The sequence below is a fragment of the Ruegeria sp. AI3 genome (assembly GCF_056541245.1).
Window position 1 is genome coordinate 168,198 of record NZ_JBQFYA010000007.1, and the last position, 22,719, is coordinate 190,916.

The 22,719-nt window shown below is 54.0% G+C and carries 26 protein-coding genes; 18 read left to right on the forward strand and 8 right to left on the reverse strand.

From position 1 onward, the window contains the following. Positions 1 to 117: 117 nt before the first annotated feature. Positions 118 to 1,281 (reverse strand): trimethylamine methyltransferase family protein, encoded by a 1,164-nt coding sequence (locus ACRZ95_RS12500; protein ID WP_170679107.1) that lies wholly within the window; start codon positions 1,279 to 1,281, stop codon positions 118 to 120. After that, positions 1,256 to 2,131, reverse strand: coding sequence for a LysR family transcriptional regulator (locus tag ACRZ95_RS12505; RefSeq protein ID WP_170679105.1), 876 nt, complete (start codon positions 2,129 to 2,131; stop codon positions 1,256 to 1,258). Before ACRZ95_RS12505 ends, ACRZ95_RS12500 begins: the two co-directional genes overlap by 26 nt. Before the next feature lie 151 nt (positions 2,132 to 2,282). Here ACRZ95_RS12505 and ACRZ95_RS12510 point away from each other — a divergent pair, with 151 nt between their 5' ends. The 7 genes from ACRZ95_RS12510 to ACRZ95_RS12540 all read left to right on the forward strand — a co-directional run bounded on the left by ACRZ95_RS12510 (position 2,283) and on the right by ACRZ95_RS12540 (position 9,695). Then, on the forward strand, positions 2,283 to 2,471 hold the full coding sequence (locus tag ACRZ95_RS12510; protein WP_170679103.1) for a hypothetical protein: 189 nt from the start codon (positions 2,283 to 2,285) through the stop codon (positions 2,469 to 2,471). A 75-nt stretch (positions 2,472 to 2,546) separates the two neighbouring features. Next, positions 2,547 to 3,395 (forward strand): alpha/beta fold hydrolase, encoded by an 849-nt coding sequence (locus ACRZ95_RS12515; RefSeq protein ID WP_170679101.1) that lies wholly within the window; start codon positions 2,547 to 2,549, stop codon positions 3,393 to 3,395. 67 nt (positions 3,396 to 3,462) lie between these two features. Next, complete coding sequence (locus ACRZ95_RS12520; RefSeq protein ID WP_170679098.1) at positions 3,463 to 4,251, forward strand: aspartate/glutamate racemase family protein; 789 nt, start codon at positions 3,463 to 3,465, stop codon at positions 4,249 to 4,251. A 216-nt stretch (positions 4,252 to 4,467) separates the two neighbouring features. After that, positions 4,468 to 5,064: a TetR/AcrR family transcriptional regulator gene (locus ACRZ95_RS12525; protein WP_170679096.1), complete on the forward strand. Its 597-nt coding sequence runs from the start codon at positions 4,468 to 4,470 to the stop codon at positions 5,062 to 5,064. 115 nt (positions 5,065 to 5,179) lie between these two features. Next, positions 5,180 to 6,286 (forward strand): alkene reductase, encoded by a 1,107-nt coding sequence (locus ACRZ95_RS12530; protein ID WP_170679320.1) that lies wholly within the window; start codon positions 5,180 to 5,182, stop codon positions 6,284 to 6,286. Positions 6,287 to 6,649: 363 nt separating this feature from the next. Beyond that, entirely contained in the window at positions 6,650 to 8,539 is a 1,890-nt protein-coding gene (locus tag ACRZ95_RS12535) for an SLC13 family permease (RefSeq protein WP_170679094.1), read from the forward strand. 235 nt (positions 8,540 to 8,774) lie between these two features. Continuing rightward, positions 8,775 to 9,695: a haloalkane dehalogenase gene (locus ACRZ95_RS12540; protein ID WP_170679092.1), complete on the forward strand. Its 921-nt coding sequence runs from the start codon at positions 8,775 to 8,777 to the stop codon at positions 9,693 to 9,695. Between the two features lie 17 nt (positions 9,696 to 9,712). On the opposite strand, the gene ACRZ95_RS12545 is transcribed toward ACRZ95_RS12540, so the two are convergent. Then, positions 9,713 to 10,600, reverse strand: a complete 888-nt coding sequence (locus ACRZ95_RS12545) for a LysR family transcriptional regulator (protein ID WP_170679090.1) — start codon at positions 10,598 to 10,600, stop codon at positions 9,713 to 9,715. A gap of 104 nt (positions 10,601 to 10,704) precedes the next feature. Here ACRZ95_RS12545 and ACRZ95_RS12550 point away from each other — a divergent pair, with 104 nt between their 5' ends. The 9 genes from ACRZ95_RS12550 (at position 10,705) to ACRZ95_RS12590 (ending at position 16,182) form a co-directional block, all read left to right on the forward strand. Further along, positions 10,705 to 10,995 (forward strand): putative quinol monooxygenase, encoded by a 291-nt coding sequence (locus ACRZ95_RS12550; protein WP_170679088.1) that lies wholly within the window; start codon positions 10,705 to 10,707, stop codon positions 10,993 to 10,995. A gap of 26 nt (positions 10,996 to 11,021) precedes the next feature. Next, entirely contained in the window at positions 11,022 to 12,035 is a 1,014-nt protein-coding gene (locus ACRZ95_RS12555) for a zinc-binding alcohol dehydrogenase family protein (RefSeq protein ID WP_170679086.1), read from the forward strand. Beyond that, the gene (locus ACRZ95_RS12560) at positions 12,036 to 12,416 is read left to right on the forward strand and encodes a VOC family protein (RefSeq protein WP_170679084.1); all 381 of its coding nucleotides are present in this window, start codon (positions 12,036 to 12,038) and stop codon (positions 12,414 to 12,416) included. Between the two features lie 144 nt (positions 12,417 to 12,560). Further along, entirely contained in the window at positions 12,561 to 12,944 is a 384-nt protein-coding gene (locus ACRZ95_RS12565) for a nuclear transport factor 2 family protein (protein ID WP_170679318.1), read from the forward strand. Positions 12,945 to 13,080: 136 nt separating this feature from the next. Continuing rightward, the gene (locus ACRZ95_RS12570; RefSeq protein WP_170679082.1) at positions 13,081 to 13,584 is read left to right on the forward strand and encodes an aggregation factor core; all 504 of its coding nucleotides are present in this window, start codon (positions 13,081 to 13,083) and stop codon (positions 13,582 to 13,584) included. Between the two features lie 13 nt (positions 13,585 to 13,597). Next, a complete protein-coding gene (locus ACRZ95_RS12575; RefSeq protein WP_170679080.1) occupies positions 13,598 to 14,050 on the forward strand; it encodes a TspO/MBR family protein in 453 nt (150 codons plus the stop codon). 11 nt (positions 14,051 to 14,061) lie between these two features. Beyond that, the gene (locus ACRZ95_RS12580) at positions 14,062 to 14,616 is read left to right on the forward strand and encodes a CIA30 family protein (protein WP_480555004.1); all 555 of its coding nucleotides are present in this window, start codon (positions 14,062 to 14,064) and stop codon (positions 14,614 to 14,616) included. A 263-nt stretch (positions 14,617 to 14,879) separates the two neighbouring features. Beyond that, positions 14,880 to 15,050, forward strand: a complete 171-nt coding sequence (locus ACRZ95_RS12585; RefSeq protein ID WP_170679078.1) for a hypothetical protein — start codon at positions 14,880 to 14,882, stop codon at positions 15,048 to 15,050. A gap of 364 nt (positions 15,051 to 15,414) precedes the next feature. Then, on the forward strand, positions 15,415 to 16,182 hold the full coding sequence (locus ACRZ95_RS12590; RefSeq protein WP_425085430.1) for a hypothetical protein: 768 nt from the start codon (positions 15,415 to 15,417) through the stop codon (positions 16,180 to 16,182). A gap of 38 nt (positions 16,183 to 16,220) precedes the next feature. On the opposite strand, the gene ACRZ95_RS12595 is transcribed toward ACRZ95_RS12590, so the two are convergent. From ACRZ95_RS12595 to ACRZ95_RS12615, 5 genes are all read right to left on the reverse strand, one after another. Beyond that, on the reverse strand, positions 16,221 to 16,670 hold the full coding sequence (locus ACRZ95_RS12595) for a MarR family transcriptional regulator (protein ID WP_170679076.1): 450 nt from the start codon (positions 16,668 to 16,670) through the stop codon (positions 16,221 to 16,223). After that, entirely contained in the window at positions 16,660 to 17,610 is a 951-nt protein-coding gene (locus tag ACRZ95_RS12600; RefSeq protein ID WP_480555006.1) for an Acg family FMN-binding oxidoreductase, read from the reverse strand. Before ACRZ95_RS12600 ends, ACRZ95_RS12595 begins: the two co-directional genes overlap by 11 nt. A 364-nt stretch (positions 17,611 to 17,974) precedes the next feature. Beyond that, the gene (locus ACRZ95_RS12605; RefSeq protein WP_480555008.1) at positions 17,975 to 18,652 is read right to left on the reverse strand and encodes a GntR family transcriptional regulator; all 678 of its coding nucleotides are present in this window, start codon (positions 18,650 to 18,652) and stop codon (positions 17,975 to 17,977) included. Then, positions 18,649 to 19,680 carry a Gfo/Idh/MocA family protein gene (locus tag ACRZ95_RS12610; RefSeq protein ID WP_170679072.1) on the reverse strand — a complete coding sequence of 344 codons (1,032 nt, stop codon included), beginning with the start codon at positions 19,678 to 19,680 and terminating at the stop codon, positions 18,649 to 18,651. Before ACRZ95_RS12610 ends, ACRZ95_RS12605 begins: the two co-directional genes overlap by 4 nt. Further along, a complete protein-coding gene (locus ACRZ95_RS12615) occupies positions 19,677 to 20,765 on the reverse strand; it encodes an isocitrate/isopropylmalate family dehydrogenase (protein WP_170679070.1) in 1,089 nt (362 codons plus the stop codon). Before ACRZ95_RS12615 ends, ACRZ95_RS12610 begins: the two co-directional genes overlap by 4 nt. A gap of 135 nt (positions 20,766 to 20,900) precedes the next feature. On the opposite strand from ACRZ95_RS12615, the gene ACRZ95_RS12620 reads away from it, so the two are divergent. Both ACRZ95_RS12620 and ACRZ95_RS12625 read left to right on the forward strand, forming a co-directional pair. Further along, the gene (locus tag ACRZ95_RS12620) at positions 20,901 to 21,908 is read left to right on the forward strand and encodes a tripartite tricarboxylate transporter substrate binding protein (protein ID WP_170679068.1); all 1,008 of its coding nucleotides are present in this window, start codon (positions 20,901 to 20,903) and stop codon (positions 21,906 to 21,908) included. A gap of 57 nt (positions 21,909 to 21,965) precedes the next feature. Next, entirely contained in the window at positions 21,966 to 22,715 is a 750-nt protein-coding gene (locus tag ACRZ95_RS12625; RefSeq protein WP_170679066.1) for a hypothetical protein, read from the forward strand. Positions 22,716 to 22,719: the final 4 nt, after the last annotated feature.

The following is a 22,719-nucleotide window of genomic DNA, read 5'->3' on the forward strand; positions in this document are numbered from 1 at the left end:
TTGTGTTGCTCAATCCCGCAAAGGGTCTCCCTAAGGGACTTTGGGTTCCATGAGGCCTTTTACTTGGATTCTCGCGAAGGTCTGTAACGCGCAGACACCAGGTTTTGTAAAGTTTAACTAACGGCCTACAGCCATCGTTTGGAAACATCCCGATGAATGGCAGCTTTGGAGATTTGAGAGCTGCGCCTGCAGGATCGCCTCATCAGAAGCGAACTTATCAACACCGACGGTCCGGCCAAACTCCAGCCAACCCGCTGCGTGCAAGATCAGGTCGGCTCCTCCGGCCAAAGATGCTCCGAAAGCGCTGGCGCCTTCATATCCGGCCTGAGCGTCATTGATCTTGGACGACGTGACCAAACCGTCGCCACGGCAGGGGACCCCAAGTCGGCGCACCAACTGGCAACTTGCCAATTGGGCCAGGTGAGATTCTGGTGTTCCAAAGATCGGACCCATGAACTGCATCGAAAACGGGGGTGCGAAGATCCCGCCCACTACCGGTGCCCCGGGGCGATAGACTTGCGTCAAAGCCAGACCAACCATGATTTCCGCAAGCCCCTGCGCCAGCGCCCCGGCAACGGTCACCGGCGCCGTGGCGCCCATCATCATGTAAGAGGCAACGAGGCTGGCCTGCCCCAATTCGGCCGACGCACGCAGGCAGCGCAAAGGATTGGCCTGAAAGACCAACGGGGGCGTCAGGTTGATCAGATGAAGCAACCGACAGTCTTCGACCGTATCCTTGACCCCAGCCGCGTTGGCAACCTCGCGCAGGGCGTCTTCGGACAGGACGGTGCCCATCATCGGCTTATCCGAAAGCTCCAGGTGGGCGCGGGCGAGCTCCATGTAGGGCACGAGCGCGTCCCCGTCGTGGGCGATGCAAAGCTGAAAGCCGGTGCTGTCGATTGCCGGCGAAGCATCGCACAGGCGCACGAGTTCGCGGTAGTCCTCGAGGGTGCCTCGGCGGAGGCTGTCGTCCGCGTGCCGGACATTCGGCGGGCCATAGAAGGGGACGACCACCTGGCGGTCGCCTCCGACCGTTACTGAAGCCGCTTCAGTTTTCCCTTGCCAGATAAAGGATGCGGGCGCATCTGCAATCAGATCGCGCAGACGGTCAGCGTCGATACGCACGCGCTCCCCGTCAATCCGCGCCCCGACCGACGCCATAGCGTCGAGGCTGCCGGGATCTCCCTGCAACTCTACCCCTATTTCATCGAGAATTTGGGCTGCTTGTACTTCGATAGAGGCCAGGGCCGGTTCATCAAGCAACGCGTAGGGGAATTGCATTTCTAACCTGTCGAGAGATTTCCTGGATGAGCGCCTTGACTGCATCATTCCGGTTCTTGGGGCGAGTTCGCACGACATAGGCGATGGAAGGCGGCTCGGGGAACATATCTTCGACAACCTCCAGATCAGGCGACAGGTGCAGCCCGTTCATCAGCGCGACCCCTAACCCCGAGCGCACGGACGATAGGATGCCCGCCGCACTGGGGCATTCGAAGACCGTTTCAAACCGTTGCCCACCCCGCGCCCCTTCGGCACTGGCCCAATGTTTGTAGAAACAGTTGCTGTCAAAGGCGAGAAACGGCACCGGGACCGACAGGTCCAATGGAAGGTCATGCGATTTGATCCAATGCAACTGGTCTTCATAGAGAACCAGATCGTCAGGAAGCACATCGCGGCTGAAGACCTGCATGACTGCGACGTCGATTTCACCGGCCTCCAACCAATCTGCGAGGGTCAGGCTCTGGCTGATCCGTGTGCGCACTTGGGTTTCCGGGTGTAGCCGGGTGAAGCGGCCCAAAATACGGGCCACATCGCCGCCCGTTGTGTCTTCGGTCATGCCCAATTGGATCATACCCTTGAGTGGTTTCTTACCTAATGCCGCCAGCGCCTCGTCATGCAGATCCATCATGCGCTGTGCATATCCCAGCAACCGCTCACCCGCCTCGGTGAACAGCGGTCCGCCCGCGCGGCGCGCCAGAAGATCGCAATCCAGCACCTTTTCCAGCCGCCTGATCTTGTGGCTGACCGCCGGTTGGGACAATGCAAGATGTTCGGCCGCGCGGGTGACGCCCCCATGAGACGAGATCGCCAGAAGCGCCCGCAGGCCATCTATTTCCAGCCGTTCAGCCATGGCATGACTCCATTCGTATATATTATAGATTCATGACAATCATTCATTTGTTAGATTGATTGCTCTGAAATTACAATCAGGGAAAGTCATAAAACGGATTGAAACATGACAACCGATGCAAACAAATCGCTTGAGTGGGGTGGAGCCTTTTTTGTCCATCGCCTATTCCCTGCTCATCGCCTCCAACACTGGATACGAGGTGCTTTCCTTCGTGTTTTTCCTGTTGTCGGCGCTCCTTCTTTTCACCCTTGCGGTGCGCAAGCGGATGTGGGGCTGGACGACGATGCAGGGCTTCTACATTGCCGCCGGCGCCTACGGCATCTTTGCCTGGAGCGTCTGACCGGTCCTGCGCTCCCTTTCCTTGAAATCATCCCGAATAGCTGCCCGACCAGCCCACCAAAGCAGGAGAAAAATCATGATCCAACTTGTGGACCAACACTGTGTGATAAACGGAAATCGCATCGCCCACGGCGTGCATGGTGAAGGCGAACCTGTAGTCCTCATCCACGGCACTCCGTCCTCATCCTGGATCTGGCGCAACATCCTGCCTTCGCTGGTCGAGGTCGGACACAAGGTGCACGTATTCGACCTGCTCGGGTATGGTCTGTCGGAACGTCCACGCGATCTTAACATCGACACCTCGGTCACCGGGCAAGTTCCGATCCTTGAAGGGCTGCTCGATATCTGGGTACTGGATGATCTGCATGTCATCGCCCATGACATCGGCGGTGGTGTCGCCCAGCGGTTCTGCATCCAATCCCCTGAGCGTGTCCGCACGCTGACCATGATCGACGTGGTGAGCTTTGACAGCTGGCCCTCGAAGCGCACCCACGAACAGATGCAAGCGGGTCTTGAGAAGCTGATCAAGGCGCCGGATGCAGAACACCGTGAGCATTTCCGGGATTGGCTGTATTCGACAGTACAGAACAAGAAACGTCTCGCCGAAACCTCGATGGAAACCTACCTCGATTTCATCTGTGGTCCCGTAGGCCAGGGCAGTTTCTTTCAGCATCAAGTTACGCACTACGACCCCAAGCACACCGATGAGGTCGCGCCGCGCTACGCCGAGCTCGGTGAGCGTCCGGTCCAATTAATCTGGGGCGCGGATGACGCCTGGCAGGTGGTTGCGTGGGCCCACAAGCTGAACGACGCCATCCCCGGCTCGGAACTGCATGTGCTCGAGGACTGCGGCCACTTTTCGATGGAAGACCAGCCTGAGAAGATCTCGGCCCTGCTGGTCGACTTCCTCAAACGCAACAGCTGATCAGACTGGGGCGGGTCGACTGTATGTTGGCCCGCCAAAATGCCCTGACACGAAAAGGCCTAACTAAATGTTTTATTCACCCCGTGACCCCGGCATCAAAGATATCCACGTGCGTCAGAACCATGTGGGCTATGGGATGGGCCTTGGCGTCATGCTTCTGGACGATGCCTATCCGGGCTTCCCCGGTGACGTGCGAAACCCAAGCGCGTTTCCCTTTCCAATCCAGTACGACATCGCCACAGACGTCGGCAACAAGACCTTGGTTTGGGACCAGGGCAAGACACCAGTTCGCGCGCCCATCATTGCATCCGCAAAGCGGTTGGAAAGATACGGGTGTCGTGCCATTGCCGCAGAATGTGGGTACTTTGCCTATTTCCAGCAGGAGGTCGCCAACGCCGTTAGCGTGCCGGTGTTCACGTCCAGCCTGCTACAGGTGCCATTTGCCCAGACACTGATCGGCAGCCGCAAGAAGGTGGCGATCCTGTGTGCCCAACGCCGCTTCCTGACGAATCGCCACCTCGAAGCCGTCGGTATTGATACGAATTCCAACCTGATCATTGGCGGAGCCCAGGACGAGCTGGGAGTGACCGAGTTCGACAAACTCTGTGATCCGGAAAAACGCCCGCAAGAGCTGCACGCACGTTACGAAGGCTGCGAAATACAGATGGTCGAAGCGACAAAGGCACTCGTGGCACGCGATCCGAATGTCGGCGCCATCGTTTATGAATGCACAGGGATGCAACCGTTTTCTCGTGCAGCACAGCGCGAGGTTGGCCTGCCGATTTTCGATTGGGGGACCTTGCTGTACTGTGCCTACTCAGCAGTCGTTTCTCGCGACTACTACGGTCATGTTTGATTGGGTTTGTCCAATTTCGTGGCCAATCAACTCCGGAACGCATAGGTCTCCGTCGGCAGTTTTGGCGTACATCAGCCATATAGCGAGCGCGACGGGCGGGTCCGGTATTTCTAGTAACCTAAGAAACTACTGTCGCTGGCTGCAATTCGGACTGATTAATCCAGAATCCTCGACGGGTCCCTTGAATTCCTGGACCGACCATTCCAAATCCAAACCATGAGCGAAGATACTCTTATAGTTGGCGACAACAATTCGCCTGTTGGCCTGGGTCGGCCTCGTGGCTTTGATGAAGCCGAGGCTTTGGAAAAAGCCCTGTGCGTTTTTTGGCACAAGGGATATGAGACCGCATCTTTGGACGATTTGACCAAGGCCATGGGTTTGAGCAGGTCCAGCTTCTATGGAACTTTCGGCAACAAACGAGCTTTGTTTCACAAAGCCCTCAGCCACTATTCGAGGCGTGGTTTGAAAACTCTGCGTGAGGTCGCAGACTCGGGCGGAGATGACCCCGTTGGTGCGATAATGGAAGCTTTGGCGAACCCGCAAGGCGGTCGTGATGGCTGCATGCTGATCAACTGCCTTACGGAGCTTGCTCCTCATGATGAGGAAGTCGCGGCTCTCGGGCGTCACCATTTGAAGAGTATAGACGAGATTATTGCGAAAGCGCTTGAGCCTTCGGATCCGGGACAGGCGCTCGACAAGGCGCGCGCCTTTGCCTCCCTTGCAATCGGTACTTTAGCTTTGCGCAAGGCGGGTGTTCCCGCGGAGCAGATATCGCAAACTCTGAATCAAGCTCGGTTGGTGATATCACCTTAGTTCCACCTAACTTAATGTTTTGAAATCAAAAAAAACATTAAGTAATCGCAAACCTAATTTTGGACCAAATAGTCCAAAACCGTCTGATAGAACTAAACCAAAGAAGGAAGCAGCAATGGCTGATGAAAAACTGTTCTCCGGCATCAAAGCTGGCGCAATTGAACTGAAAAACCGCGTTGTCATGGCGCCACTGACCCGCAACCGGGCAAGAGCCGAGGATGACAGCGTCCATGAATTGCAGGCCAAGTACTACGCGCAACGGGCGGGTGCTGGTCTGATCATCACGGAAGCTTCGCAAATCTCGCCCCAAGCCAAAGGCTATGCATGGACACCCGGCATTTTTTCCCAAGCACAGATCGACGGCTGGAAAAAAGTGACTGAAGCCGTCCATGCTGAGGGCGGCAAGATTGTGATCCAGCTTTGGCATGTTGGCCGGATTTCGCATCACAGCTTGCAGCAGGATGGCGGCGCCCCTGTTGCGCCATCCGCGATTGGCGCAAAGGCCAAGACCTTTGATGGTGAGCGGTTTGTTGAAACATCTGAGCCGCGTGCTCTAGCCATCGGAGAAATTGCTGGCATAGTGGACGACTACCGGAGGGCCGCAGAAAATGCCAAGGAGGCTGGTTTTGACGGTGTCGAAGTCCATGCAGCCAACGGATATCTTATTGATCAGTTTCTGCGGGACGATTCCAACAAGCGTGAAGACGAATATGGTGGTCCTGTCGAGAACAGAGCACGGTTCCTGAAAGAAGTCATGGACGCAGTTGTCGACGTATGGGGCGCCGACCGTGTTGGTGTCCGCCTCAGCCCCTTCTCCAACGCCAACAACATTTCCGACAGTGACCCACAGGCGACGTTCTCGCATGCGATCAAATTGTTGAATAGTTATGGGTTGGCCTATCTCCATCTCGTGGAAGGACAGACCGGCGGCCCGCGCGATATTCCTGAAGGTGGCGATCTCAAGGCGCTCTATGATTTGTTCGACGGTGCGAAAATGGGCAACAACGCTTATGACCGCGAAATGGCGATTGAATCGGTTGAGATCGGAGCCGTCGACCTGGTGGCCTTTGGCCGACCGTTCATTTCCAACCCGGATCTTGTCAGTCGGCTTGAGAAAGACGCCTCGCTGAATGAGTTGGATGAAACGACCCTCTACGGCGGGAATGAAAAAGGATACACCGACTACCCGGCACTGGAAGAGGAAGCGGTTGCCGCAGAGTGATGCATCACTCTTAACTCCTTGGTGACATGCAATAGCAAATAGAATTAGCGCGCCGGTTTGGGCGCGCTCTTTTCGCGGTTACGGCAATAACTTTTCTGGAAGCTGGGATTTATCACACGTCCGCGAATGGACTGCTTCCCTCCGATTGCGGTGACTAAGAGGCGCATTTGAGTTTATCATCAGCGTCTCTTTAAGTTGGCGAAATCCAGGTTTCAGCACATACCATGTCCGAGAAAACCAGTTGTCCATGTCCGAGAAAACCAGTTGTGTGAGCCGGCCTGATGGACTTTGGCCTTACCTTCGGCGCAGAGTTGGTCCTTCGCATTTGCTGCTATTCAGGTAACGTTAGGTTGGGAGTACGATATGGAATTACCAACACTGACGTACGAAATGATAGCCGTACTGAGTCTATTGTCTTTCACGGTCTTACTTTTTGTTACTGAGATTATTCGGATCGATGTCGCAGCAATTCTCGTAATGGTGCTGCTTGGCGCACTGAGCTATCTGCCAGGGCTAGGTAATCTTGCCGATGTCTCTAGGCTCTTTGAAGGTTTTTCCTCGAACGCTGTGATGTCCATCATCGCAGTTATGATAATAGGGGCTGGGCTCGATAAGACTGGACTTATGTCAAAGGTTGCGGCCTTGATCCTCAAGAATGGTGGCACGACAGAGGCTCGGATTATCCCAATCATATCAACAACGGTTGGTGTCATAAGCTCCTTCATGCAGAACGTCGGAGCAGCTGCGCTTTTTCTGCCTGTTGTGAGCCGCATCTCGGCACGTACGGAAATCCCGATGAGTAGGTTGCTGATGCCCATGGGTTTTTGCGCTATCCTGGGTGGTACGATTACATTGGTCGGGTCGTCGCCCCTCATCCTGTTGAATGACCTGATTGTTTCGGCAAACTCATCCCTTCCAGCTGACCAACAAATGGAGACATTTGGGTTGTTTTCAGTCACGCCCATCGGTGTGATGCTGGTGCTGACAGGGGTGCTTTACTTCGTGCTTTTTGGTCGTTGGGTCCTTCCAGCGCAGCGGGAGCGTGGAGAAGATGCAAGCTCGGCGCGGTCCATGCAGGCCTATGTCGAAAACACCTACGGGCTTAGGGCCGATATGTTTGAGATACGTGTCCCTGAAGGCTCGATCATCATCGGGCAAACGCTTTCGGATCTGATGGTCGCCCATAACATGTACATTCTGGGCACATCTTATCGCGGCCACAAGGTCATCGCGCCGATGGCTGATACCAAGATCGAAGCCCCGGCGCGGCTTGCCGTGCTTGGCCTGCGTCGGGTGGTTGAGCACCAGTTTGCTGAGCCTTACGGCTTGGAGATCCTGCACCAATTAGATGTCTTTGCAGACGATTTCGCCGCGACCCAATCGGGGGTGGCCGAGGTTGTTATTCCTCCCGGTTCTTCGGTGATCGGCCAGACTCCGATCGATTTACGTCTCCGCCAAACACATGGTTTGTCTTTGTTGGCCATTCAGCGTGGCGAAGAAACACTAAGCCACGTTGAGACCGAAGATCATTCAGCTACGCATATCGGGCAAGTTCCTTTGCAAGCCGGCGACACGTGTGTGGTGCACGTGCAGTGGGACCGTCTGACACGAGTGAAGGCAGACCGGGATTTCGTCGTTGTCACCTCGGACTTTCCCCAGGAAGAGTTGCGGCCACACAAGGTCGGATGGGCGCTCGCTTTCTTCCTGATAGCGTTGAGCTTAATTCTATTTTCTGACCTGCGCTTGTCGTTGTGCCTGTTAGTTGGCGCTGTTGGCATGGTTTTGAGCCGGGTGCTGTCGATTGATGAGGCTTACGAGTCGATAAGTTGGAGCACAGTTTTTCTACTCGCTTCACTGATCCCGTTGGGGCAGGCGGTTCAGAACACCGGCACTGCGGATTGGATTGCAGCGCATGTGTTGGCCCTTTTGAAGGGGTGGCCGATCTGGTCGTTGCAAGCAGGAATCGCCGTTTTGGCGACGGCGTTCACGTTGGTCATGTCGAATGTGGGTGCAACTGTTCTGCTGGTGCCGCTAGCAGTTTCTATTGCTGTATCGGCGGGTGGAAACCCGGCTGTATTTGCTCTCACCGTGGCAATTTCAACGTCCAACTCATTTTTGATCCCAACACACCAGGTGAACGCGTTGATCATGGGCCCAGCAGGTTACAGGGTGGTCGATTTTGTTCGCTCGGGCGGTATCATGACTCTGCTTTTCTTGGTTGTCTCAATGACTGGACTTGCGATTTTCTTCTGAGCCGCCTCTCGGCGATCCGTACAGATGAACTCATAATATAGGGTTTTTGAGACCAAATTTTTGTCGGAACGTTAGATTCAAGACGTCTGCAAAAAAGAACCTCCGCCGCGAGGGACCGAAGCAATGCGTCCAACTCAACCAAACCTGAAGTCGGTATTCGCTGGAACTGGACCGTTTTAGTTTTATCCATCACTGTTGTTGGACCAAGACCGTCGGCAATTTTGGAGAGTTCACGATGAAGTTCCTTCGTACACCGGACCACCAGTTTGACGGATTGCCAGATTTCGACTTTGGCCCGAACTATCTTGATGTGGATGATACCGAGGGCGGTCTTCTCCGACTGCACTATTTGGACGAGGGACCGGCGCAGGCACCGCCAGTGTTGTTGATGCACGGAGAGCCAACCTGGTGCTTCCTGTATCGGCACATGATTCCGTTATTCAAAGATGCGGGCCATCGAGTTCTGGCTCCTGATTTGATTGGGTTTGGCCGGTCGGACAAGCCCACTGAGCGATCCGACTACACTTACCAACGCCATGTGGACTGGATGACCGAATGGTTGCGGAAAGCTGACCTGACGGGCATCACATTGGTTTGCCAAGACTGGGGCGGACTCATTGGCTTGCGGCTGGTTGCGAGTATGCCCGAGCGGTTCTCTAGTGTGGTTGTTGCGAACACGGCCTTACCCACCGGTGACGTGCCTTTGGGCAACGCATTTCTTTCTTGGCGGGAATACTCGCAATCCGTGCCGGAATTTAATTCGGGCCGTATCGTTTTTGGCGGCACTACATCCAAGATTTCAAAGGAAGAGGTCGCAGCCTACAACGCACCATTCCCGGACGCGCGCTATCTGGCAGGCGCTCGAGAGTTTCCAATGCTGGTGCCCGACTCGCCTGACAATCCAGCTTCTGAAGCCAACCGAGCCGCATGGGAAACCCTCAAGACCCTAAACACCCCGTTTCTGACTATTTTTGGAGAAGATGACAGGGTCATGGCGGGGGTAGACAAACTGTTCCAAAAGTCGATCCCTGGGGCAGTTGGTCAAAACCATACCGTTGTGCCTAAAGCGGGGCATTTCATTCAAGAAGATGCTGGCACAGAGCTGGCACAGGCGACTTTGAAATTCATTGAGCAAACACAGCTGCTGTCAGATTAGTGACTTTCCCTGCGGTCTTAACTCACACCAAACTTGCGACGCAAATGCTCGGCCAACGCCGTTATGCGGCGTGGTTGGGCTCGGCTAGGCGGAAACATCATTTGTAAAGGTTTTGGCGGTGGCAGGAAGTCGCGCAAAACAGAAACAAGTCTGCCAGATCGAACATCGTCGCCGACATCCAGCTCCGACTTTAATACGACCCCATGGCCTGCAATCGCCCAATCGCGGATGAGTGAACCATCATTGACTATTCGATTTCCCTTTACCGATACGCGCTGGGCATTTGGTCCTGATCCAAACTCCCAAACGTTGTCGATCATGTCGCCAAACCTCATGACCAAGCAGTTGTGGATTAACAGATCTTCTGGTTTTTCAGGCGTTCCGAATGAGGCTAGGTAACCTGGGGACGCACATACGAACCGTTGGTAGCTTCCTAGATTTCGCAATCTGAGCGAGCTGTCTGTTATGTTGCCGAAGCGAACGGCGAGGTCAAAACCCTGGCCTACTAGGTCGACATAGCCGTCCGAGAGGGACAGTTCGATTGAGACGGCGGGGTTCTCTTCGGTGAATTCGGCAATAACTTCGGAGACAAAGCTCCGTCCCAAATCGATAGGCGCGCTTATGCGAATTGGACCAGATAGAGTTTCTGCACCATGCCGAACAAGTGTGTCCAAGTCCGCAACCTCACTGAGTACACTTTTTGCACCGTCGGCTAGTAACCGGCCTTCTTCAGTCAGGCTGATGGAACGGGTGGTTCGGTTGAATAAAACCACTCCGTAGTGTGCTTCTAGGGTCGCGAGGCGCTCGGATACTGTCGTGCTCGACATCCCTGTCTCGCGCGCCGCGGCCACAAGACTGCCTTTCTCGGCTATGGTCAGAAACAAGCGAAGATTGTCTAAAAGCATTAAACGGATTTTCCGGATTATATGTTCGATCTTGCCCTATTTATCCCGAAGGGACTGCGGCGTAAATCTAGCGCATCACTCAAGAACACAAGGGATCTATTTCAATGGCCAAGCTGACAATCGTCGCCAACATCAAAGCCAACCCCGACAAGATTGACCTCGTAAAGGCCGAGCTGATCAAGCTCATCGACATAACCCGTGCCGAAGAGGGTTGCATTAACTATGACCTGCACCAGGACAACGACAACCCGGCTCATTTCGTATTCTACGAAAACTGGGAAAGCCGGGAGCTTTGGCAAACCCACATGGGTGCTCAGCACCTTGCGGCTTACTTGGAAGCAACAGAGGGTGCCGTTGCAGAATTCACGTTGAATGAGATGACAATCATCGGTTGATACAGAGCCGGACAAAGGAGCACGCTATGAAAGCCGTGGGATACCGTGAGACAGGGTCGATTGATCGGGCGGACGCCTTGATCGACTTCGAGGCCGACAAACCGACGCCGAAGGGGAATGACTTGTTGGTGAAGGTGCAGGCCGTGTCAGTGAACCCGGTTGATACGAAAATTCGGCAAAAACGTGCTCCTGCGGTTCCAGCACCTGATATTCTGGGGTGGGACGCAGTAGGCGTCGTCGAAGCCGTTGGTGAAGCGGTTGAGACTTTCAGTCCGGGCGATACAGTTTGGTATGCCGGGGCGATCAACCGACCGGGAACCAATGCCGAGTTTCATCTGGTGGATGAGCGTATTGTCGGAGCCGCGCCAAAATCCATACCGGCGAAAGCGGCTGCGGCGATGCCGCTCACGACGCTTACTGCCTTTGAGATGCTGTTCGACCGCTTGCGAGTCCAAGATGCCGTGCCCGGTGGAACCAATACGTTGCTGGTTATTGGTGGTGCAGGTGGTGTCGGGTCAATCACCATTCAATTGGCGCGGGCTCTTACTGACTTGACGGTTATTGCAACTGCGTCCCGACCCGAGACACAAGACTGGGTTCGAGAGCTTGGCGCACACCATGTCATCGACCACGCGGAACCTTTTGGCACACAACTCGAGGCTCTCGCTATCGACAACGTGGATTTCATCTATTCGACAAACCATTCTCAGCTTTATGCCTCTCAAGCCGGAGAGGCAATGACGCCCCAAGGTCGCTTTGGGTTGATCGATGATCCTGAGGCCTTCGACATCGCGCCGTTCAAATCCAAATCGATCTCATTGCATTGGGAGTTCATGTACACTCGGTCGCTGTTTGGCACTGGAGATATGAATCGTCAAAGCGAAATCCTGAATCAGGTCGCCGGGTTGATAGATGATGGAAAGATCAGATCCACAGCAACCGATACACTTGGTAGGATCAATGCTACAAACCTAATGAAAGCGCATGCTATCCTTGAAAGCGGCAAGGCTAAAGGGAAGCTCGTGCTTGAGGGGTTTTAGATGAGAATTGAGCGGCTGGATCATGTGAACATCGTGACCACAAGGTTGCCTGAGATGGTTACTTGGTATGAAGAGGTCCTGGGTTTGAAACTCGGGGCCCGCCCTGATTTTCCGTTCCCCGGAGCTTGGTTGTATGCGGGTGATCACGCGGTGGTTCACCTTGTGGGGCACGAAGGAACGCCAAGTGTCGGCTCCGAAGTGAAGCTCAAGCTCGAGCATTTTGCACTCTCAGCCACGGGGTTGAGCGCGTTCGAAGAAAAATTGACCTCGAGTCATATCCAGTATCGCAAGACTGACGTCCCAGGCGCCCGAATGGTCCAAATCCATGTGGCCGATCCTGATGGAAATCATATTCATATAGACTTTGAAGAACCCGAGTAAGGGACAAACCCTCGAAAAAGTCGGAACGCAAAATCAAACACGTAACCTCTTACCGACTAGTGATTGCGATCCTTGCCGGGTTGCTTCCAAGAATTACTCGGACCAACATTTTTGGGCGGTACAAACGTCGATTTGGAGATCAGCATGCCGGACCTCGAAACAAACAAGAAAAACGTCATCGCTTTTTACGAAATGATGTTCAACGCGTGTCGACCAACCGAGGCCATCGCAACCTTTGTTGGAGAAACCTATACGCAGCACAACCCGCATGTTGGCGACGGCAAGCAAGCCTTTGTTGACTATTTTGAGCGCATGGCCGCCGAATACCCGGGAAAGCGTGTGGATATCAAACGAGCCTTTGCTGAAGACGATCACGTTGTTCTGCATTGCCATCAAATCTGGCCTGATGGTCTCGAGTATGCAGGGATCGATATTTTTCGCCTGGATGCCGATGGCAAGGTTGTCGAACACTGGGACGTTCTTCAGGAAGTTCCAGCAAACAGCGAGAATGACAATGGCATGTTTTGACTTCGCCGTTCTAACTGCAGAGCATGAAACTTCGAAAGCTGCTGTCTGCTAAACCACGATAGTCAAAGGGTATAAGTCTGATCCAGGAAACCCGCCGAGGCGTATCTATCAAGAACCGTTTAATTAGGAGATAAATATGTTCTCGAAGAGTATTCTTACGGCCACCGTTGGACTATTTGCAGCCACGTCCCTTCAAGCTGGTGTACAAATTCGCTTTATAGAAGGCGCACCCAAGGACCGTTTTGTTTTGACAAATGTCGGAGCTTGCGAAGTAGAAGCCTCGACCCTCAAAATTGACTTGTCGCAATCTACCGGACGTCTGATTTTCGACGTTACCGAAAAGGGTGCTGGCGTGGAGGTATTCCAACCTCTCGAATTCGTTGAGGGTGCGGATGCTCTGCGGCAAATCCCAGGGGTCGTGGACGGGCAAGATACAATTGAACTTGAGATCGCCTCCCTCGCAGCCGGGGACACACTCGCCTTTACCATCGATGTCGATGATACTATCGGGCAACGCGAAATCACCGTAACGGGGTCGGAGATCGAAGGCGCCACGGTGTCATTTACCGATGCGGATGAGACCAGTACTGCGACCTTCTCTTCCGAAGCATTTGTGAACGTGGCGACACAGGACTGCTGAAAGCTATCCCAAAATGTCGAACTGGTTAATCCGCATAGCATTCCTTGCGCTCATGGTGGGAGGCGGCATCCTGATCGGGACACTGACCGCACCCGGCGAATGGTACGCGCAGCTTGCTAAGCCGGCTTTCAATCCACCAAATTGGATTTTTGGGCCAGTTTGGACAGTGCTATATGTCTTGATCGCTATGGTAGGTTGGCGCCAGTTCGAAGCAGACCGAAGCTCGACCGCCATGAAGCTGTGGTGGGCGCAGATGGTTCTGAACTTTTTGTGGTCCCCAGCCTTTTTCATACTGCAACGGCCGTGGATTGCCTTTGTGGTCATTGTCGCGTTGTTGGCTGTGATCGTCATGTTCATCGTTCAGGTCAGGAATTCCGATCGGGTTTCTACGCTGGCCTTCCTGCCGTACTTTGCATGGGTCGCATTTGCCATGGCGCTGAACCTTTCCATTGCGATACTGAACTGAGAAGGAACAAAATGCTTGCCAACTTCATTGGGCTTGTTTCAGGTCTTGTTATCATTGGATGCACAATGGCTCAGGCTGATGAAAAACTGACTGAAGACTTTTCCAAGTCTCCGGAGACGCGTTGGGACTACGTTGCCGACACCGTCATGGGAGGTGTTTCCTCAGGACAAGTGCAGTTTCGTTCGGAAGGTGATGTTGCATTCGCGCGGCTGACCGGAACGGTCAGTACGGAAAACAACGGCGGCTTCATCCAGTTCCGGCGCAAGTTGTCTGATCGACCAGATGAGGGTGTATCAGGCGTCAGGTTATTGGTACGGGGGAACGGTGAGCAATATTTCGTTCATCTCAGAACCCGCGGCACGGTGCTTCCGTGGCAATACTATCAGGCCGCTTTCGCAACTTCCGACGAATGGACCGACGTTCACTTGCCTTTGTCAGGTTTCAAGGCTTCTGGTGCCATATTGCGCGCTATTCCCGTTGCTGACGAAATTACCTCAGTTGGAGTTGTAGCCTTCGGGCGCGATCACGAGGCCCGCGTAGATGTCAGTGAGATTGGTTTCTATTGAAGATCTCCAAAGAGAGGGCTGTGATATTCAGATAGGTCTGCTTGAGACCGCTTGAGATCGAGTTGTGCCAATGCCTCGACGCGGATGTGCGGTTCCTTCATTTTCGATGCTGAACCTGTCTTTTCTGAGCAAACATTTGCAGCGTGCTGCGTTCCGAAGAGACAACTCCACAGACGGTCTTAAATTAAAGTAACTTAATCAAAGCAAAATACATTCAGCAAAAGACAACTCCCACATGAAGCTCATCTAAAGGAGTGAGTATCATGAAGAGGATTGCAACTTTGGGGCTTGTTGCCCTGACTCTATCATTTGTTGGCACTGGTGCGTTTGCGGACTGCTATTTCGGGAACGATGCGGTAACCGGGATGGAGACGATCATCTGCGAGACAGACGGTGGCTTTTCCAGTTGGGGCACATTGATCGCCGAAGCTTAAGCGTTTCGGGGTTCGACACCAAATTGTCTGTGAATTTGGTTAAGGCAGATCGAATTCTGCAATTGGTAGCACCAAAGCCAAACAGCACTCGATGCCGAGAGTGGTGACGCGACAGACTCGTCTATAAGTACTGCGTGGTAGGGAACCTCCTGTCCCGCTGCGATGCAAGAAACTGCACCAGTTCATCGCCTTGGTTTGTGTCGATGGATATTTCAAATTCACGCGACCTTGGGCCGATTCTTGGCGTTCTCCGTTCCTCTGGTGAGGCAATGTGATGGCCTCTGTTGTTAGGAGACCAATCGTTCTTTGTATTGACCCGTCACGACACCGCCCCACTTTTCTAACTCAGTTAGGAGCATCCTGAGTGTTTGTGAGGACCACTGCCTTATTAATTTTTGCTGTGTCGACCCCGGCCACGGCACTGCAGCTTCGCGAAACAGGGCGGTATGAGCTCAATCAACCCGCAAGTCTTGACTACGATCCGACGTTTTGCGGGTTGTGGATTGCGAATGAAGGGCCCGAGGCCATTCTCGTTACATTGCAAGGGGATGAATTGCGCCGAATATCCAGCGATCTCTTCCGTATCAAAGCAATTGCTATCGAAGGGGATCACTTGTTGCTGGGCGATGGTATCGGCAGTCTTCAACGTGTCACCAAAGATGGAGAGCCACTCGGAGCGCCTTTCAAACTGGACGGCGGATTCGCAGACACCGAGGGGATCGCGATCAACGCGAAGGGGCAGATCGTGACCGTAGAAGATGACCCCGAACGGTTGTCCTGGTTCACTTCAGAGGGTGCTTTGACGGCGAGGTTGGATACCATGAAGCTCTCTCCCCCCTTAAGTGAGGCGCAGGGCATCGCCATTGACCCACGCACAGGTCACATGTTGATTGTTGATGACTGGGAAGGGTCAAACAGCTTGTATGAGTTCACGGCAGATGGCCAATTGCTCGCCCAGCAAAGCCTTTTGGAATTCGGAACTGACCCTGAAGGCATCGCCATTAGGCCGGGATCTAACCAACTGTTTGTAGCATTCGACGGCGGCGCGAAGATTGTGACATTTGACTACACGCCCACCTTGCCTGAAGGATCACCGCCGCTTCCCCCGGGCGGAGACTGCATGATGTTCTGAGAATTTGGTTTCGTATTCTGGCCAACACTGGTTTTTGCCTAGTCCCGTTCGCTATCCAAAGCTTCGCGTATGAGCGTCAGATTCGGTAGCGAATTCTGAAACGGACCTGACCCGAGTTCGGACAAAACTGGAGCCAGGGATTCCGACATCCGCTCGGTACAAGCTTTCAAAAACTCCGCGCCTTGTGGCGTGGACCGGGCTATTTTCGAACGCTTGTCATTGGGGTTGGTTTCAAGGGTAATCAGGGCATGGTTTTCAAGGCTCGCGAGCATGTGCGTCATCGACGTCTTGGGCACTTGAAACGCGTTCGATAGCTGTAGTGGCGTTTCCCCCTCGGGGCGCCGGACCAGGTGACCCAATATGCCAAATTGGGTTGCGGTCATTCTGCCAGGTAAGAACGCCTCAAGCTTGGTCGAGATCAGCTGGTTGATGATCCCGACCTCGGTGAAGAACCGGTAGACTGCGTTGGTCTCATCTTCAGGCTTCATTCAGAATTCGTGTCTCCAGAGGCCAGCGGGGTGTGGCAATTGGCTCGGGTCCATACCCCAAACGCAGCAACATTTGCACCGTGTGGCCCGGTGACGCAAGAAGCTCATGCGCAAGAGCGTATTCATCAGCCATCTCAGGATATTCCTGAAGGGCTTGACTGACTGGATGAACGCCTAAGCCCATTTCAGTTGTTTTCAGGTAGAAACGCATCAATTGACGTCCGGCTTCGAGTTGATCGCTTCGCGTATTTTTAGCTGTCGTGAGGACTGCGTATTGCGGCGTCGCGTCTAGCATAGCGAAGTAGCCTCGCATGTGAGACTGAGTGCCTGGGTGGTCAACATTCTTAAGGGTCTCATTGTCCAATAGGCCGGTAAGTCGCAGCGTTTCCAGCATGGGATCGCGCAATTCAATCCCGTCCGGGTTGGCGTTGATCTCTGCTTTCCCGATCCGCATGAGGTCGACGGATTCTTTTAGGGTCTGGGGTGTTCGCATTTCGATTTCGAAAGCGCGTTTCGTGAGGTCTCGAATACGCGCCACCAGATCTTCATCGGTAATCAAGGTTGCATAGTTGCCAAGCGTAGACACTTGGTCGGCTGAGAGGCGCTGTTCAGTGTACGGTTCCTTGTTGGAATGCCGTTTGAGGATTTGATCTGAGAGCGGATCGGGTGCTCCGCCGGGAACAAACACTGCTTCTGCGATAGGTCCGTAATCTCCATCTGGCAGTAGTTTGACTTCGGTATCAAATCCCTGTGCTCCTGCCGCCAGGACCAGTGTCTCAACAAATGCGCCGAGGCCAATAAAGAGCTGGCGGTGGTAAGGATCGGTTTCCGGAAGTTCGCGATCAGGATCACGGTGGATACGTACCGTGTCTTGCCCAACCAACTCGACCAGCCAAGGTTGCAAGTTGTGTGGATTGGGGGCGAGAATTGCGTAGGACAAGGCGGCTTTGCGTGGGTCGTCATACGGTTTTGGCGTCCACGGAGCCAGCGCGTCATGCGGCGTGCGTGTAGCGAGGAACCCAACCGCGCCCGTTGCCACCAGTATCGTGCCTCCGCCTAGAATCTTGAGAAAACGTCTTCGGTTTGGCATCTTGACTCTCCAATAGTACGATATCGAACTAAAGTAATGCGAAATCGTACTATTGCAACCCCACCGATACAGTGATTGGTTGAGTGACCTGAAAAAAGTAAATCAGAACAGCTAGACTCAACGGCGGACTGCCGTGTTAGACAGGCATTCGGAGCGCCTTTTGTGCCGAAAATAAGCAGCTATCTTAGTTGATTAACGACCGGATGCGAGAAGATCAGAGGCTGTTAAGCCGATGCTTTTCAAGTATCCCGCAAAGCATAGCCTGTGCTTGCAGCCTGTGTTCTCGATGACGTTCACGGGCGGCATTTGGACGACCTTCACTAATCGCTTGAAAAACAACCCGGTGATCTTCGTTGGATTTGACGGGCAGGGGCCTGATGAACAATGTCGTTGCGCGCGCGCGGCGCACCTGGTCGCTCATCATGGCAACAATCGCTTCGACTCGTTTGTTGCCGCCCAACCGAACGAGCTCCTGATGAAACAACTCGTCTGCCTCGGCCCAGGCTTCAAGATCTTCGGCTTCGATGGCTTGGTCCATCTTTGCAATTGATCCGGCGAGTACCGCCAGTTCATCTTTTGAATAGCCCGCTTCGGCAGCGCGCTGTGCTGCGAGACTCTCGAGTTCCGTCAGTATGTCGTAAATCTCACGCATATCATCTGATGAAACAGGCAGTATTCGCACGCCCTTTCGGGGCCGCATTTCAAGCAAGCCCTTACTCTCCAACATCAGCGCAGCTTCCCGTATCGGGGTGCGGGACATGCCAAGGGTCTCGGCGAGTTCCGATTCCAGATGGTCAGTTCCGGCTGCTAGTTCGCCAGACAGAATCATCTGTCGCAAATCCCTAACAGCGCGTTGGGTATTGGAAAGAGTTTTTGCGTCCTGACCCTTCACGGCGTCTCCAAGTTGATCTTTCGTCCCTCCACAGCCGAGAGATAGATGTTCTCTTCGATGCGGATCACGTCCAAATAGTCTCGAGCCGTGTTTTCCAGCGGCGTGCCCTCTACAAGGCCTGAAACGACGTGACTTTGCAAGGCGTGCACGCAGTCTCCTCCAAACCCATCATGATCGCTCGGAGGTAAAATCTGCTGTCGCTCCTGTTTTCCAAAAGCACGGAATTCAACTGAACCGTCACCGTTAAGAACCAGTGATCCTTCGGTTCCTTCGATGAGAGCCTCACCCATGGTTTGACGCAGGTTTTCGGCACTGTGGTCAAGGCACCTGTTGCCATCGAACAGGGCTTTCAAGCCGTTGGGGTGATCAAATAGGATGAAACCTGCATCCTCGCCCGCGATAACGGGGTTAACTTGGCGCAAGTCCGCATAAACTGCGCTGGGCGCACCGAACAAAAATCGGAACGTGTCTACCCAGTGAACTGCTGTTTCATGAACGAGGAAACGCGGCATGTCCTGAAAATACGGCTGCCGGTCAAGGTAGGCTCGTGGTCCCTGTCCGTCGCCGGGCCGAAGCCGGAAAGTCGCTTGTAGAGGTGTTCCAATTCGACCCTCGGTCATCGTCACCTTGATCGCACGATACCAAGGCTGAAAGCGAAAATTCTCATGTACGACGATAGTTGCGCCTACCGCTTCAGCCTCGGAGACGATCTTCTCCGCTTCATCCAGAGACATGCAGAATGGCTTTTGACAGATCAGCCACTTGATACCAGAGTTCAGTACCGTTCGGATGGCTTCGGCCTGCGCTACAGGTGGAAGGATGATGTCCACGAGATCTGGTTTTTCCGCCTCCAGCATTTGTGACAGATCATCGTAAGCGGCAAGTCCTGTTTCTTTCGCCTTTTTGATATCACGGTTGCAGGATGCAATCGGAACCGCTCCGGGCATTCGGGACCAGCTTTCGTAGTGGAACCTGCTGAAATATCCTGCGCCCACACAAGCGACCCTGATGGTTTGTCGAGTATTCATGCCCGTAGTGCTTCCAATACCGATGCGGCTGCATCCTGCGTTCCGGCGGTGCCACCTAGGTCACGCGTCAGGTTCTGTGCGTTCGCAGTCACCTTTTCCACGGCTTCACGCAATCGTTGGCCGTCGTTGGACAGGCCTGGGTGATCATGGGTCAAACCCAACCATTCCAGCATCATTGCTGCGGACAGGATCATCGCAAAAGGGTTGGCAATTCCCTGTCCCGCAATGTCCGGTGCGGAACCATGGCAGGGTTGGAATACAGCGTGTTTCAACCCGATATCCGCTGACGGAGCCAGTCCAAGACCCCCCATAAGACCTGCACCAAGGTCGGAGAGGATGTCTCCGAACATGTTCTCGGTGACCAAAACATCAAATTCCCAAGGTTTTTGAACCATCCACAGAGCGGTGGCATCAACATAAGCATGGTCTGCCCGCAATTCGGGATGTTGGGCGGCTTCTGCATCAAACATTGATCTGAAGAACGCAAAGGCGCGAAATACATTGGCCTTGTCGACACATGTAACTCGCCCCTGGCCGCGCCCGGTTCTTTTGCGGTTCTGGGCGAGCTCAAACGCGAAACGGAACAGTTTTTCGGACACCTCACGCGTGATCAGGAGAGTTTCTCGTGCTTCGTCTTCGGAAACTTCGCCAGCGCCTTGGGTGAAGAACAGCCCTTCAGTGCTTTCGCGTATCAACACAAAGTCGATCTCTTTTCCGGGAGGCAGCGCCAATGGGGTCATTTGTCCGCTGCTTGCCTTTACAGGTCGCACACCAGCGAAAAGTCCCAGTTGCTTTCGAAGATCAATCTGCGGCGAAATCTCAGTTCCGTCCGGGTATCGAACGTCCGGCAAGCCCATTGCAGACAGCAGAATCGCGTCAGCATTGCGGGCAGTTTCGAGTGATCCGGCCGGAAACGATTCTCCAGTATTGGCGTAGTGGCCTGCTCCTGCCGGCGCGTCTGTAAACGCCAGGTCGTAGCTGGGATTGCTGAGCGAGAGCTGGCGCAGGATTTCAAGCGTGGGGCCCATAATTTCTGGGCCAATCCCGTCCCCGTGGAACACTGCAATATCGTAAGTCTTTTTCATTTTGCCCCGCTTCCTTCCTGTTTCGCATTCATAGCGCGATCGCAGCCTTCACTACAGTCCGTTGACAACGCATTCTTTAATGTATACGCAAATAAATGCAATAATAAACGCGATGTTGTTTGGGAGGACTTGGAAATGAAATTAATGCTAGGGCAGTTGGTGGCCGCAGCTGTGATGGCGACCGGAATTGCAGGCGCAGCTGCTGCGCAGGATTACCCCTATCGTGACATTACCACAGCTGTGGTCTGGGGGGCCGGTGGCGGCACGGATACGATCAACCGTATGATCATGGCCGAGATGGAAAAACACCTTCCGGTCTCGATCAATGTGATCAATCAAACAGGTGGTGTCGCGGGCTCCAACGGTATGGTCTACGTCATGAACCAACCAGACGATGGCTACACACTGGTTGGTCTGTCTGAATCGAATGTCACCGCTGCTGTGCAGGGTGGTTGGGATAAGAAATTTGACTTTTGGTATCCATTCATTGTTGGCGGATCACCTGATCTGATCTCGGTTCCGGCGGACAGCCCTTACAATACTCTGGAAGAACTGGTCGACGCCGCGAAAGCTGCTCCGGGCACTATTCCAGCCGCGGCTTCGGGCGCAGGTTCGATCCACCACTTGAACCTTCTGGCCATCGAAAAAGGGTCCGGTGCAGAATTCAAGTTTGTTCCATACAAAGGCTCAGCGCCCGGGCAGGAAGCAGCCATAGCGGGTGAAGTTGCGTTGGTTGTGACGTCACTGGCTGAACAGGCGCCGTTGATCGAAGGCGGTCAGCTTAAACCGCTCGCGATGTTGACGCCCGATGACGCGCAGATCGCAGGGGCAACAGTTCCGTCTGCCTTTGGCATCTATGACGGACTCGATCAGTATTTGCCGCTGAAACAGGCCATCGGGTTTGCGGTTCACAGTTCGGCCGGGGATGACGTTAAGGCTGCCTTAGGCGATGCGTTCGAGCAGGCTATTGCGTCTGACACTGTCGCCGAATGGGCTGCGGCAAACAACTACGACGTCGGTGGTCAGCACGGTGAAGAGGCTCAAGAGCTGTTTGCGAACCTCGAAGCTACGTTTGCCTATACCTTGCAGGACCTTGGTGCTGCAACGGTCGATCCGGCCTCGCTGGGTATCGAGAAGCCCTAATCCGATCAATTTTGAAAGGGCGCGCTTGATCGCGCCCTTTCCCTCAGGAGGCAGGCAATGGACAAACCTGACGAAACACTGCTCATGCGGGCGCGCGATTTTTGGGCGTCGATTGTTCTGATAACGGTGTCCGTCTTTTTCCTTTGGAAGACGTCGGACATCCCCCTTTGGGGTGAAAACCGCGCAGGTGTAAGCGGGTCGGATTGGTACAACTCGGCTGCAATTGTACCGCTGTTCATCTTCGGTGGGTTGCTTGCGTTGTCCTTCGTTTTACTGGCTATTTCGATCCGCTCTGGTGGGGCCGAAAACGCGCTCAGTGCGTTGGGGATCGGGTGGGACAAGTCGGAAGCCTATCGAGCTTCAACAATAGGCCTGATCCTTCTAGCATATGTCGTCGGGTTGGTTCCAAGGGTCGACTTCATTCTGTGTTCTGGCTTGCTGATTACAGCTTTGACGTATGGCTACTACGGCGGCCATGCTCGGCGTGCTTTGGTTGCCTGTATCGCTGTTGTCTCCACTGGACTGTTTGCGTTTGCTGTTTTTCCCGCGCAGGCGGATTGGAACGCACACGGTGATGATTGGTTTACGCTGGCCTTATGGGTCTCGCTCACATTTGTAGTGTTGACCAAAGTGGCCTCTGAGCCCGTTTTGCGGTACGTTCCTTTGGTGGCAATACTTGCCCCGCTCATCCTTGTTTGCGCGATGGCCTTTGTTTTCAGGCAGAACGTGCCCGCGCGCGGCGGGCTGATCTTCAAGCAAATCGAATACCACTACTACGTGACGCTTCGTCCGCTATGGAAAGATTGACCGG

What these genes read in the sequence shown, in the direction of transcription:
- ACRZ95_RS12500 (WP_170679107.1), bottom strand. Translation starts at nt 1,281, where the DNA reads ATGCAATTCCCCTACGCGTTGCTTGATGAACCGGCCCTGGCCTCTATC.
- ACRZ95_RS12505 (WP_170679105.1), bottom strand. Translation starts at nt 2,131, where the DNA reads ATGGCTGAACGGCTGGAAATAGATGGCCTGCGGGCGCTTCTGGCGATC.
- ACRZ95_RS12515 (WP_170679101.1), top strand. Translation starts at nt 2,547, where the DNA reads ATGATCCAACTTGTGGACCAACACTGTGTGATAAACGGAAATCGCATC.
- ACRZ95_RS12520 (WP_170679098.1), top strand. Translation starts at nt 3,463, where the DNA reads ATGTTTTATTCACCCCGTGACCCCGGCATCAAAGATATCCACGTGCGT.
- ACRZ95_RS12525 (WP_170679096.1), top strand. Translation starts at nt 4,468, where the DNA reads ATGAGCGAAGATACTCTTATAGTTGGCGACAACAATTCGCCTGTTGGC.
- ACRZ95_RS12530 (WP_170679320.1), top strand. Translation starts at nt 5,180, where the DNA reads ATGGCTGATGAAAAACTGTTCTCCGGCATCAAAGCTGGCGCAATTGAA.
- ACRZ95_RS12535 (WP_170679094.1), top strand. Translation starts at nt 6,650, where the DNA reads ATGGAATTACCAACACTGACGTACGAAATGATAGCCGTACTGAGTCTA.
- ACRZ95_RS12540 (WP_170679092.1), top strand. Translation starts at nt 8,775, where the DNA reads ATGAAGTTCCTTCGTACACCGGACCACCAGTTTGACGGATTGCCAGAT.
- ACRZ95_RS12545 (WP_170679090.1), bottom strand. Translation starts at nt 10,600, where the DNA reads ATGCTTTTAGACAATCTTCGCTTGTTTCTGACCATAGCCGAGAAAGGC.
- ACRZ95_RS12550 (WP_170679088.1), top strand. Translation starts at nt 10,705, where the DNA reads ATGGCCAAGCTGACAATCGTCGCCAACATCAAAGCCAACCCCGACAAG.
- ACRZ95_RS12555 (WP_170679086.1), top strand. Translation starts at nt 11,022, where the DNA reads ATGAAAGCCGTGGGATACCGTGAGACAGGGTCGATTGATCGGGCGGAC.
- ACRZ95_RS12560 (WP_170679084.1), top strand. Translation starts at nt 12,036, where the DNA reads ATGAGAATTGAGCGGCTGGATCATGTGAACATCGTGACCACAAGGTTG.
- ACRZ95_RS12565 (WP_170679318.1), top strand. Translation starts at nt 12,561, where the DNA reads ATGCCGGACCTCGAAACAAACAAGAAAAACGTCATCGCTTTTTACGAA.
- ACRZ95_RS12570 (WP_170679082.1), top strand. Translation starts at nt 13,081, where the DNA reads ATGTTCTCGAAGAGTATTCTTACGGCCACCGTTGGACTATTTGCAGCC.
- ACRZ95_RS12575 (WP_170679080.1), top strand. Translation starts at nt 13,598, where the DNA reads ATGTCGAACTGGTTAATCCGCATAGCATTCCTTGCGCTCATGGTGGGA.
- ACRZ95_RS12580 (WP_480555004.1), top strand. Translation starts at nt 14,062, where the DNA reads ATGCTTGCCAACTTCATTGGGCTTGTTTCAGGTCTTGTTATCATTGGA.
- ACRZ95_RS12585 (WP_170679078.1), top strand. Translation starts at nt 14,880, where the DNA reads ATGAAGAGGATTGCAACTTTGGGGCTTGTTGCCCTGACTCTATCATTT.
- ACRZ95_RS12595 (WP_170679076.1), bottom strand. Translation starts at nt 16,670, where the DNA reads ATGAAGCCTGAAGATGAGACCAACGCAGTCTACCGGTTCTTCACCGAG.
- ACRZ95_RS12610 (WP_170679072.1), bottom strand. Translation starts at nt 19,680, where the DNA reads ATGAATACTCGACAAACCATCAGGGTCGCTTGTGTGGGCGCAGGATAT.
- ACRZ95_RS12615 (WP_170679070.1), bottom strand. Translation starts at nt 20,765, where the DNA reads ATGAAAAAGACTTACGATATTGCAGTGTTCCACGGGGACGGGATTGGC.
- ACRZ95_RS12620 (WP_170679068.1), top strand. Translation starts at nt 20,901, where the DNA reads ATGAAATTAATGCTAGGGCAGTTGGTGGCCGCAGCTGTGATGGCGACC.
- ACRZ95_RS12625 (WP_170679066.1), top strand. Translation starts at nt 21,966, where the DNA reads ATGGACAAACCTGACGAAACACTGCTCATGCGGGCGCGCGATTTTTGG.